General features: G+C 61.3%; 12 protein-coding genes. 6 read left to right on the top strand and 6 right to left on the bottom strand.

Annotation, left to right across the window (positions count from 1 at the left end):
- Nucleotides 1–98: 98 nt before the first annotated feature.
- The 4 genes from SH809_00210 to SH809_00195 form a co-directional block, all read right to left on the bottom strand.
- Nucleotides 99–491 (bottom strand): DUF3037 domain-containing protein, encoded by a 393-nt coding sequence (locus tag SH809_00210; protein MDZ4698098.1) that lies wholly within the window; start codon nucleotides 489–491, stop codon nucleotides 99–101.
- The gene (locus SH809_00205) at nucleotides 469–1,251 is read right to left on the bottom strand and encodes a HipA family kinase (protein MDZ4698097.1); all 783 of its coding nucleotides are present in this window, start codon (nucleotides 1,249–1,251) and stop codon (nucleotides 469–471) included. The genes SH809_00210 and SH809_00205 overlap by 23 nt, the downstream gene beginning before the upstream one ends.
- 79 nt (nucleotides 1,252–1,330) lie before the next feature.
- Complete coding sequence (locus tag SH809_00200) at nucleotides 1,331–1,594, bottom strand: hypothetical protein (protein MDZ4698096.1); 264 nt, start codon at nucleotides 1,592–1,594, stop codon at nucleotides 1,331–1,333.
- Nucleotides 1,595–1,734: 140 nt separating this feature from the next.
- Entirely contained in the window at nucleotides 1,735–2,001 is a 267-nt protein-coding gene (locus SH809_00195; protein ID MDZ4698095.1) for a hypothetical protein, read from the bottom strand.
- A gap of 509 nt (nucleotides 2,002–2,510) precedes the next feature.
- Between SH809_00195 and acs the strand changes: the two genes are divergently transcribed.
- From acs to SH809_00165, 6 genes are all read left to right on the top strand, one after another.
- Entirely contained in the window at nucleotides 2,511–4,484 is a 1,974-nt protein-coding gene (gene acs / locus SH809_00190) for an acetate--CoA ligase (GenBank protein ID MDZ4698094.1), read from the top strand.
- Nucleotides 4,485–4,568: 84 nt separating this feature from the next.
- The gene (locus tag SH809_00185; protein MDZ4698093.1) at nucleotides 4,569–4,814 is read left to right on the top strand and encodes a DUF4212 domain-containing protein; all 246 of its coding nucleotides are present in this window, start codon (nucleotides 4,569–4,571) and stop codon (nucleotides 4,812–4,814) included.
- 298 nt (nucleotides 4,815–5,112) lie between these two features.
- Nucleotides 5,113–6,780, top strand: a complete 1,668-nt coding sequence (locus SH809_00180; protein ID MDZ4698092.1) for a sodium:solute symporter family protein — start codon at nucleotides 5,113–5,115, stop codon at nucleotides 6,778–6,780.
- A gap of 36 nt (nucleotides 6,781–6,816) precedes the next feature.
- Nucleotides 6,817–7,272 (top strand): DUF1801 domain-containing protein, encoded by a 456-nt coding sequence (locus tag SH809_00175; GenBank protein ID MDZ4698091.1) that lies wholly within the window; start codon nucleotides 6,817–6,819, stop codon nucleotides 7,270–7,272.
- Between the two features lie 82 nt (nucleotides 7,273–7,354).
- Nucleotides 7,355–8,293 carry a hypothetical protein gene (locus SH809_00170; GenBank protein MDZ4698090.1) on the top strand — a complete coding sequence of 313 codons (939 nt, stop codon included), beginning with the start codon at nucleotides 7,355–7,357 and terminating at the stop codon, nucleotides 8,291–8,293.
- 169 nt (nucleotides 8,294–8,462) lie between these two features.
- The gene (locus SH809_00165) at nucleotides 8,463–9,425 is read left to right on the top strand and encodes a cyclase family protein (GenBank protein MDZ4698089.1); all 963 of its coding nucleotides are present in this window, start codon (nucleotides 8,463–8,465) and stop codon (nucleotides 9,423–9,425) included.
- Between the two features lie 10 nt (nucleotides 9,426–9,435).
- Here SH809_00165 and SH809_00160 read toward each other — a convergent pair whose 3' ends face one another.
- Nucleotides 9,436–9,900 (bottom strand): fasciclin domain-containing protein, encoded by a 465-nt coding sequence (locus tag SH809_00160; protein ID MDZ4698088.1) that lies wholly within the window; start codon nucleotides 9,898–9,900, stop codon nucleotides 9,436–9,438.
- Nucleotides 9,901–10,176: 276 nt separating this feature from the next.
- The coding region (locus tag SH809_00155) for an N-acetylglucosamine kinase (protein ID MDZ4698087.1) at nucleotides 10,177–10,644 on the bottom strand (468 nt) is incomplete at its 5' end.

Genomic DNA, 10,644 nt, shown 5'->3' with positions numbered 1-10,644 from the left:
TTTTCATGCTTCCATGGATCCCCAATCAAGTTGGGGAAGACGACCCTGGAGCGTGCGGCGGAAGCCAGTATGCGCCGTGTTTCAACTCCTGATTCGCATTATTCGCTAATCCTAACCATCATCGCCATCAACCGCTCCAGCGCCGCCTCCGGGTCGTCGCACATCCCGGTGTGGGAGGGGGAGGGTTGGATGATGGTGCTTCGGGGCGCCACGAGCCAGTGGAAGCGTTCGCGTTTGGAGAGTTGCCCGATGGGGCCGGCATTGGGGCCGCCGGCGCAGATCATGGGAAAGACGGCGAGGTGGGTGCGGATGGTCTCCAGGTCGGCCGTGGGGTCCAGGGCAAGGAGGCGGGGCTCGTCGAGTTCGATACGTGCTTCGAGGAAGCCGTTTGACGGGCAGGAGAGGATGACGCCGGCGTTGACGAATTCCCCGCGTTCGACTTTTGGGACGACGCGGATCACGGCGTAGTCATACAAGCAGCGATCGGGCATGGGCCACCTCTTCCTGGAAGTCGTACGGGGGATCCAGCCGGCGCGTCAGGTAGGCGACGTATGCGGCGCGGTGGGTGGCCGGGCTGTCGAACGGGGCGTCGTGGAGCAGCCAGGCGTCTGGCACGAGGGCGACTACCTGCTCCAGCAGCGCCGGCGTGAGGCGGGCGCGCAGGGCATCCGCCACGGCATCGACTGGGGCGGCGAAGGGGAGGAGGACGTGGTGTTTGATGGCCGCGAAGCGGTCGCGGCTGCGCGTCAGGAAGTCGTCCCACGCGTGGTGGAAATACAGGCAGGCGCCGTGGTCGATGAGCCACAGCTTCCGATGCCACATGAGCAGGTTCGGGTTGCGGGCGGTGCGGTCGACATTGGTCAGGAAGGCATCGAACCAGACGATGCGGGCCGCGAGGTCCGGGTTGGGCCGGTCGACCACCGGGTCGAACGTGATCGAGCCCGGCAGGTAGTCGACCGCCAGGTTGATTCCGGCGCTGGCGCGGATGAGGGCCTGGATCTCCGAGTCGGGCTCGGTGCGGGCCATTTCGGGGTCGAGTTCGACGAGCACAAGCTCCGGCATCGGGAGCCCTAGGGCGCGGGCTAGTTCGCCGGCGATGACCTCGGCGATGAGGACCTTCGGCCCCTGGCCGGCGCCCCGGAATTTGAGGACATAGGTCCCGGCATCGTCTGCCTCCACGACAGCCGGCAACGATCCCCCCTCGCGGAGCGGGGTGACGTAGCGTGTGGCGGTGACGGTGCGGAGAGGCATGGGATGGAATACTATTAGGGTTCAAACTCAGAACCGGGTGACCGTCCGAAAGGGCGAGCGACTATAGTGAATTGGGTGCTCAATCAGGTAAAATTATTGGAATCGATTCAGTTCGGTTTTTTCGATAGATCGAAAAATCCGAATCGAGCGTGAGGATGCTACTTGATGGGTGGAGTTCGCAAAGACGGACAAGACAGGCATCTGCCAGATCCATTGGTACATTCGCATAACGTTCCAGTAAAAATTCGATTGAATCGGCTTCTTTACCCATAATTCCTTCAACAATCAGTGCGCCGAAGCGAATTAATCGGAATAAAGCGCTTGGTGTATTTCCGGCTCGCATTAGCAGATGGGCAGCCTACGTCAACACAGCGTCGCAGGTGAGAAAAGGAAGTGGTAGCATCTTAAATTGCTTGACGGACCAGCCATGATACTGGTCGGCACGACGCAACGATGCGACCAAAGGGCCTGTATCGATCACAATCACTGTTTATTCCCCTGCTTCTTCGTGCCGAAGTCTTCCATGAATGATGGATTGGTCGAAAGATCAGGAGGGCCTCCTTCAAATACACCGAGTAGATGCGCTATCACATCGAATGATACCAACTCCTGGTTGCCCACATCGTAAGCATTTCCTCCATCTCCTTGCCCCTCAAGCAGCTCACCCAGCCAGCGAGCGCCATACTTCTCCTGCTCGGCGGCCGGCAGCCGCTCCAGGAGCTCGACGAGTTGTTGGATGGTACGTGTCATCGTCGGGCCCTGTTTTTAGGATGATGTCCGGGTTTGAACGTAAGGTACGCATCCCGGTTGCCGGCTCCGCACGAGTCCGTCGCCGGCCGGCAGATTTCATTTTTGCCCAACCCGCCCAGGCCTCGTCATTCCCCCGATCATGTCGTGGGCAGGCTCCCCGAAAACGGGAAACCCCGCCACCAACCGGCCGGGCATGGATCCCCAATCATGTTGGGGATGACGGTTGGACGTAGGCCGGGTTAGGCCGCCCCAGCGGCCGTAACCCGGCGTGATGTATCCGCCATTTTTGGGATCCTCGCGGGCTTTGGGTCTTGCATGGATCCCCGCGTTCGCGGGGAAGACGACCGAAGGGGTGACAAGCGTGCATGGGCGATAACGCAGACCGAAAAATAAAGCTGGAAAAAGCCGGCTGCCTGCTGTATTCTGCGCGGACCGCTTTCGAATTTCCGACAGACCATTCGGGCACGACGTATCGTACGGACACGATACATCGTGTCCGTACCCGCATCATGGCAGATTCCCTCACCGCCGCCTACTCCGGCCGGTCGGACCTCTACGAGGCTTCCGACGCGTTTAAAGCCGGCGCCATCATCCCTTCCATGGACGACTACCGGGCGATCTACAAACGCTCGATCGAGGATAACGAAGGCTTCTGGCGCGAACAGGCGGCGCGGATCGACTGGTTTGAGCCGTTTACGAAGGTGAAGGACGTCTCCTACGCCCGGCGCGATGTGCACATCCGCTGGTACGAGGGCGGGAAGTTGAATGCGTCCTACAACTGCCTCGACCGCCATCTGGCGAAACGGGGCGATCAAACAGCCCTCATCTTCGAGGCGGACGATCCCAATAAAGCGCCGCAACACATCACCTATCGCCAGCTCTACGAACGCGTCTGCCGCTTCGCCAACATGCTGAAAAAACACGGCGTGAAGAAGGGCGATTGCGTCACCATCTACCTCCCCATGATCCCCGAGGCCGCCGTCGCCATGCTCGCCTGCGCGCGCATCGGGGCGGTACACTCGGTCGTATTTGGCGGGTTTTCGCCTCAGTCGCTCATCGACAGGATCCAGGATGGGGACTCGACCGTGGTGATCACGGCCGACGAGGGGCTGCGCGGCGGGAAGCCGGTGGCGCTCAAGAAAAACGCCGACGAGGCGCTGAAGGCGTGCCCGGATGTACGCCGGATGTTTGTCGTGAATCACACCGGCGGCAAGGTGGACTGGACGCCGGGGCGGGATGTCTGGGTGCATGAGGAAACGGCCGGCCTGCCGGCAGAATGCCCCCCCGAGTGGATGGACGCCGAGGATCCGTTGTTTATCCTGTATACCTCGGGCTCGACCGGCAAACCCAAGGGGGTACTCCATACCACGGGCGGCTACCTCGTCTTTGCCTCGATCACCCACCAGGTTGTGTTCGACTACCGAGAGGGCGACGTCTTCTGGTGCACGGCGGACGTCGGCTGGGTCACGGGCCACTCCTACATCGTCTACGGCCCGCTCGCCAACGGCGCCACGGAGGTCTTTTTTGAAGGCGTGCCCACGTACCCGGATGCCTCCCGATTCTGGCAGGTCATCGACCGCCACAAGGTTTCCATCTTCTACACGGCCCCGACGGCCATCCGGGCGCTGATGCGGCTCGGGGAGGAGTATGTCCGTAAAGCCAGTCGCGCCTCGCTCCGCCTCCTCGGCTCGGTCGGCGAGCCCATCAACCCGGAGGCCTGGAAGTGGTACCACGATGTCGTCGGCGACGGACGGTGCCCGGTGGTGGATACGTGGTGGCAGACGGAGACGGGCGGTATCCTCATCACCCCGCTCCCCGGCGCCATCCCGCAGAAGCCTGGCTCGGCCACGCTGCCGTTTTTTGGCATCCAGCCCGAAGTGCTTGACGCCGAGGGGCGGGTGCTGGAAGGGGAGGCGCAGGGGGTGCTGGCCATCAAGGACTCGTGGCCCGGGCAGATGCGTACGGTGTTTAAAAACCACCAGCGCTTTGTGGACACCTATTTCTCGACCTTTGAGGGGAAATATTTTACGGGAGATGGCTGCCGGCGCGACGCCGACGGCTACTACTGGATCACCGGCCGCGTGGATGATGTGTTGAACGTCTCCGGTCACCGTCTGGGTACCGCCGAAGTCGAGAGCGCCCTCGTCGCCCACCACGCCGTCGCCGAGGCCGCCGTGGTGGGCTTCCCGCACGACATCAAAGGGCAGGGGATCTATTGCTACGTGACACTGAATGCCGGCGTCGAACCCACCGACGCGCTGATGGCGGAGCTGGTGAACCACGTCCGCACGGAAATTGGCCCCATCGCGAAGCCGGACTTCATCCAGTTCACGCCGGCACTCCCCAAAACCCGCTCCGGCAAAATCATGCGCCGCATCCTCCGCAAGATCGCCGCCAACGAACACGACCAACTCGGCGACACCAGCACCCTCGCGGATCCGGCGGTCGTGGAGTCGCTGGTGGAGGAAAGAAGGAATCGATGATGGTCGAGGTTTATGGTCAATGATCGATAGTCAGTTGTCGATCATCAGCCATCGACTATCGACCATTGATCATTGACCATCGAAATGACCAGACAAACCTACTGGCGCCGGCAGCTCCGGCGGACCGTCGTACTGCTGTTCATCTGGGCCTTTGTGGGCTTTGGGATGAGCATCCTGTTCGTCGAAGAACTCAATACGGTGTCGATCATCGGCATCCCCTTTGGCTTCTGGATGGCCCAGCAAGGGTCCATCCTGGTATTCATAGTCCTCATTTTTGCCTACGCCTACCTCAGCGGCAAAGCCGATGAGGAGGCGGGGGTGGCTGAATAGGTTGCAGGTTGGCAGGTTACAGGTTGCAGGTTCTTGAGGTATCACAACCTGCTAACCTGCAACGTGCTAACCCGCCAACTTGCAACCTTAATACTTCGGACAGTTTTCGTATCGGGAACGTGCCTGACTACCAGGCCCCTCCTCGGTGAGAGGAGGGGCCTGATCACCAGGATTGGCCCAGATGTGCGAAAATTATCCACAGTATTAAACCTGAAGATCCTTCGAGTCCGCCGGCTGTAGTCGCCGTCCCTCAGGACAAACCTGCCAACCTGCAACCTGCTAACCTGCAACCAACTTCATGACCATCCAGGACTGGACGTGGATCACCGTCGGGCTTTCGTTTTCGATGTACTTGTACATCGGGTACCGGAGCCGGGTGGCGAACACGGAAGGGTTTTATGTCGCCGGCAAGGGCGTGTCGGCCATTGCAAACGGCGCGGCGACGGCGGCCGACTGGATGAGCGCGGCGTCGTTTATTTCGATGGCCGGCCTCATCTCGTTCATGGGGTACGACGGCGCGGTTTACCTCCTCGGCTGGACCGGTGGCTACGTGCTCCTGGCCCTCCTGCTCGCTCCGTATCTGCGGAAGTTCGGGCAATACACCGTGCCGGATTTCGTCGCGACGCGGTATTACTCTTCTGGAGCACGCCTCGTGGCGGCCATCGCGGCGATCTTTGTATCGCTGACGTATGTAGCCGGCCAGATGTCGGGCGTGGGGGTGGCGTTTAGCCGGTTCCTGAGCGTCGACTTCGAGGTGGGGGTGATGATTGGGATGGCCATCGTGGCGTTTTTTGCAATTTTAGGCGGGATGAAAGGGATCACCTACACCCAGGTCGCCCAGTACTGCGTCCTCATCTTTGCCTACACGATCCCCGCGATCGCCATCGGCATCCTGCTGACGAACAACCCCATTCCGCAACTTGCTATGGGCGAGATCCTGCCCAAGCTCGACGCCATCCAGCGGGATCTGGGGCTTACGGCATACAGCAACCCGTTTTCGACCTTTTCGAAGCTCAATGTCTTCTGCGTGGCGTTGTGCCTCATGGCAGGTACGGCCGGCCTGCCGCACGTCATCGTCCGGTTTTATACCGTCACCTCCGTCAAGGCCGCCCGATGGTCGGCCTTCTGGGCGTTGCTGTTCATCGGCATCCTGTACACGACGGCCCCGGCGGTGGCCATTTTCGCCAAGTACTACATCCTGAACCAGTTCAGCGAAGTCGGCGCCGGCATGGACCAGATCGAGTGGGTGAAGAACTGGGCGGCGACAGGTCTCATCACGTTTCCCGAGGGCGGGCCGACGGATGCGGCGTCGCTGCTGGGGTCAATCAATCGGGATATTATCGTGCTCGCCACCCCCGAAATTGCGAGCCTACCGCCGTTCATCGTGGCGCTGGTGGCGGCCGGCGGACTCGCCGCGGCGCTGTCGACGGCGTCCGGGCTATTGCTGGTTATCTCCTCGTCGCTCGCACATGACATCTACGGTACGATGCTACGGCCCAACGCCACAGACGCCCAGCAACTGCGCGTCGGCCGCGCCATGATCCTCGTGGCGGTGATCATGGCCGGCATCCTGGGCATCTACCCGCTGGGGTTCGTGGCGGAGGTGGTGGCGTTTGCGTTCGGACTCGCCGCCGCGTCGTTTTTCCCGGTCATCGTGCTCGGGATTTTCTGGAAGCGGGCGAACAAGCAGGGCGCCATCGCCGGCATGAGCGCCGGGCTGCTCTTTACGTTCGTGATGATCGGCCTCATGCGCGCCCAGAACGTGATTCCGGGGATGGATGCGCCTATCATCGAGTCGTTCCTGGGAATCAACGCTCAGGGCATCGGCGTAGTGGGGATGCTGATCAACTTCGCCTTGATGATCGGCGTCTCCCTGGCGACCCCACCACCGCCGGCGGAGGTTCAGCAGATGATCGAACAGATCCGCTACCCGCGCCAGCTGACGGACGCCGAGGTGCGAGAGTAAGGCCTGCGAGCATGACCCACCCTACCTGACGCGAAAATGCGCATCGAAGCCGATACCGTCGACGAATACCTGGAGCTGATCCCGGAAGATCGCAAAGAGGCGATCCAACGCCTGCGGGCGGTGATTCTCGAGAACCTCCCCGAGGGATTCGAGGAGACGATCCAGTACAACATGCCCTGTTACGTGGTGCCGCACAACCTCTACCCGCCGGGCTATCACTGCGAGCCGAAGGACCCGCTGCCGTTCCTTAGCTTCGCCTCGCAGAAGAACTTTGTGGCGGTCTACCACATGGGCCTCTACGCGGACCCGGTGCTGCTCGCCTGGTTCGAGGAGGAATTCCCGAAACACAGTTCCAAGAAGCTGGATATGGGAAAGAGCTGTATCCGCTTCAAAAACGCCTCCCAGATCCCGTTCGATCTGATCGGGGAACTGGCGGCGAAGACGACGGTGGCGGACTGGATCGCGCTGTACGAGCGTGCGTTCAGGCGGTAAGCATTTGTTGATAGGATTCGTGTTTCAGGTTGATATTTGCGGTACGTTGGCGGGACCATACCTCCTGCACCGATCACGCAACATGCTCTCCCCGATGCTACGCGCCATCACCTGCTTTATCCTGTTCCTCGCCGCGCTCGCTGGCTGTACCCCGGCCACTGACGCGCCGACCACCGCGACCCCCATCTCCCATTCCTTTTTTGTCGCCGGCCCCGATTTTACGGGCATCCTGGGCGAAACCGGGGAGGTGGTCTGGGACTCTGGCCGGCCCGGGGCGCGGGACGGGTACGTGTTGCCCAACGGTAACGTGCTGATTTGCTGGAGCGATGTCGTGCAGGAGTTCGACGCCAGCCGGCAGGTGGTGTTCAGCTACACACTCAGCCCTGAAAACGCCGAGCTAGGCACGGCCGTCCGGCTCGACGATGGCTCGACCATGATCACCGAACTGGGTGAAAACCCCCGGATCGTCGAAGTCGACCCGGCCGGCGTCATCCTCCGCGAGGTGCCCCTCCAGCCCGAGACCGACAACGCGCACATGCAAACCCGCATGGCCCGCAAGCTCCCCAACGGTAATTACCTGGTGCCCCACCTGCTGGCGTTTGCGGTGAAGGAATACACGCCGGCCGGCGAGGTGGTGCAAACAATCGCTACCGACCGGCCCGAACTGGGCGGCCGCGAAGCCGAAAACTGGCCGTTCACCGCCATTCGCCTCGCGAACGGCCACACCCTGATCAACCTCACGCATGGCAACAAGACCATCGAGGTCGACGCCGCCGGCGCGATTGTCTGGCGCATGTCGAACGACGACGTCGACGCCCCGATCTTTGTCGACCCCTGCGGCGCCCAGCGGCTCCCGAACGGAAATACGGTCATAGCCAGTTACGGCGCGACGGAAGGGGTGAAGCTGTTCGAGGTGACGCCCGAGAAGGAGGTCGTCTGGACCTATGAAGGCCACCGCGTCCATCACTTCCAGATTCTGACCACCAACGGCCGGCCTGTCGAGGGGACGCCGCTGAAGTAATGAACGGTGCTAAGCCATCCGACTCGATCATACTTGCACAGCACATTTTACACATCATCGTCTTCCTGGGCCCCGCCCCAGGATGACGTTTTGCATTATTTTAGCTCTATTCAACTCCTCATTCGCATTAATCGCTAATCGCTATTCACGAATCGCTGATCGCACAGCCATGCACCTTCGTCCTCTTCTTCTCCTGGCCCTGTTCACCCTGTTTTTATCCCCTTCCTCGGCCCAGACCCGCGAGGCCGGCCCCTGGTGGCCGAACGTGCTCTGGGGGGCGGACGACCAGGCAGGCGGGTCGAACTGGATCACGCCAGAGAAAATCCTGGAGGCGGTATCGCTGGTCAAGACCGGACAGCTCTACGAACTCGGCAATGTCTACGAGCGGGGTATGCCCCTCCTCGGGGACCGCACGTATGCCATCGTGACGGCCGGCTATCCCACGAGCGGCGTAGTAGGGGAGCAGCGCCTGGTGTTTAACGACGAGTTCATCGCCGGCGAACTCGGTCAGGTGGGCACCCAGTTCGACGGGCCGGGGCATGTTGGCAAACGGATGGAGATGGCGGATGGATCGACCGAAGATGTGTATTATAACGGCTTCACGGGATCCGAGATGGCGCATGCCTATGGGCTGCAGCGCCTTGGCGTCGAGCAGGTGAAACCCATCGTGACCCGCGGCGTCTTGATCGACCTCGCCGGCTACCTTGGTGTGGAGCGCCTCGCTGAACACTACGAAGCTTCGCTCGTCGACGTTCGCGGCGCGCTCGCCCGCCAGGGGATGGACGAATCCGATATCCGGCCCGGCGACGCGTTGTTGTTCAACTTCGGCTGGTGGTCCCTCTGGCCCGATCCCATCACCCACAACCAGAGCCTCATCCCGGCGATCGACATGGAAGTGGTCCAGTGGATCATCGCACGCCAGCCGGCGATGGTCGGCTCGGACCTCGCGCTTGATGGGAGCGCCATGCGCGTCCACCCGGAGCTGGTCATGAAAAACGGGATCAACAACCTCGAGTTCATGAACTTCGGCAGCCTGCTGGCGGACGAGGGTTGGGAGTTTCTGTTTATCGTTACTCCGCTCCGCCTCAAAGGCGCCACCGGATCGCCGGTGCGGCCCATTGCGATCCGGTGACGCCGCGCGGCTACATGTTCGGGAATAGAAAGACTTTATCGACGACATGCACCACGCCGTTGCTGGCGTCGATGGTGGCCAGGATCTTCGCGCCATTCACATACGTGGCTCCGTCGCGCTCCTCGACGCTCACGTACTGCCCTGTTGCCAGATAAATCTTGACCTTCGGGTTCAGCCCGGCCCCCTTAAATGTGCCCGGGGACGCGTGCGACGTGACAATTTTGGCGAGCTTTGATTTGTTTTCCGGTTTGAGCAACTCCTCTACGGTACCCGGTGGGAGCGCCTCGAAGGCCGCGTTCGTTGGGGCGAAGACCGTCAAAGGTCCGGGATTAACCAATACGTGCTGCAGGCCGGCGGCGTCGATGGCGGCCGCCAGGGTGGTATGATCCGGTGAACTCCTTGCGATTTTCAGAATATGCTGTTCAGAGACGTTGTCGACCACGTTGGCCTGGCCTTGCGAACGGAGATCGTCCATAGCCGTGTCGGGCTCCAAGGCAGGCTGGCAGGCGGATAGAGTGAGGCCGGCAACGATGATGACTGGGAATAACAAGTTGGACGTACACATTGGGTACCTCTCGATGAGTCGTGAAGTCGTACTGTTGGTTCTTGATTCGCGTGGTTCTGGACACGCGAATGGCTGGAATATAAATAAGATAAAATAGTATTAATATAAATTTGTCTTAAATATGAGTAGCGGGCTTCCGTCCCCGTGAACGGTCAATCAGGATCGGTGCCAATCCGTAGGGACACGCTAGTTCGTGTCCTGCTCACCCGCCATACGATCTCCGTGGTTTCCGTGTCGCGCCAGAGCCAGAGCGGCTTCAACGGGAGCGGTTGTGAGCGGGGCTATATCCATGGATGGCATACGCATCAGTAGCGCCGAGCGCAACGCGGCCGCGTATTCGGCGTGTTCCGTGAGGCCACCGGTGAAGCGAAGAACCGGGTCGAGATCCGGGGTGGTGGTGGCTAGCCGACCGGCCTGGCGGACGAGGGTCTCGGTTTGCTCGCGCACGATGGCCTGGCAGACGGCGTCGCCGGCGTCAGCCGCGGCGAGCACCAGTGGGGCGATGGCCGCGGTGGACCAGCCCGGCGCATAGACGGCCTGGATGAGCCGCTCCGGGGCATCGATGCCGAACGAACCACGCAGCACTTCCTTCAGGATCGTCGCCAGGCCGCCGTCGAAAGCGCGGGCCACGGCCTGGAGGCCGGCGAGCCCGAT

The organism is Rhodothermales bacterium (genome assembly GCA_034439735.1).
In the GTDB taxonomy this organism is placed as follows: domain Bacteria; phylum Bacteroidota; class Rhodothermia; order Rhodothermales; family JAHQVL01; genus JAWKNW01.
Note: the sequence above shows the minus strand (reverse complement) of the source record. Positions and strands in the feature narration are given on the sequence as shown.

Coding starts and splice junctions, on each gene's coding strand:
- SH809_00210 (MDZ4698098.1), bottom strand. CDS start 491: ATGCCCGATCGCTGCTTGTATGACTACGCCGTGATCCGCGTCGTCCCA.
- SH809_00195 (MDZ4698095.1), bottom strand. CDS start 2,001: ATGACACGTACCATCCAACAACTCGTCGAGCTCCTGGAGCGGCTGCCG.
- SH809_00165 (MDZ4698089.1), top strand. CDS start 8,463: ATGCACCTTCGTCCTCTTCTTCTCCTGGCCCTGTTCACCCTGTTTTTA.
- acs (MDZ4698094.1), top strand. CDS start 2,511: ATGGCAGATTCCCTCACCGCCGCCTACTCCGGCCGGTCGGACCTCTAC.
- SH809_00200 (MDZ4698096.1), bottom strand. CDS start 1,594: ATGCGAGCCGGAAATACACCAAGCGCTTTATTCCGATTAATTCGCTTC.
- SH809_00170 (MDZ4698090.1), top strand. CDS start 7,355: ATGCTCTCCCCGATGCTACGCGCCATCACCTGCTTTATCCTGTTCCTC.
- SH809_00175 (MDZ4698091.1), top strand. CDS start 6,817: ATGCGCATCGAAGCCGATACCGTCGACGAATACCTGGAGCTGATCCCG.
- SH809_00180 (MDZ4698092.1), top strand. CDS start 5,113: ATGACCATCCAGGACTGGACGTGGATCACCGTCGGGCTTTCGTTTTCG.
- SH809_00205 (MDZ4698097.1), bottom strand. CDS start 1,251: ATGCCTCTCCGCACCGTCACCGCCACACGCTACGTCACCCCGCTCCGC.
- SH809_00185 (MDZ4698093.1), top strand. CDS start 4,569: ATGACCAGACAAACCTACTGGCGCCGGCAGCTCCGGCGGACCGTCGTA.
- SH809_00160 (MDZ4698088.1), bottom strand. CDS start 9,900: ATGGACGATCTCCGTTCGCAAGGCCAGGCCAACGTGGTCGACAACGTC.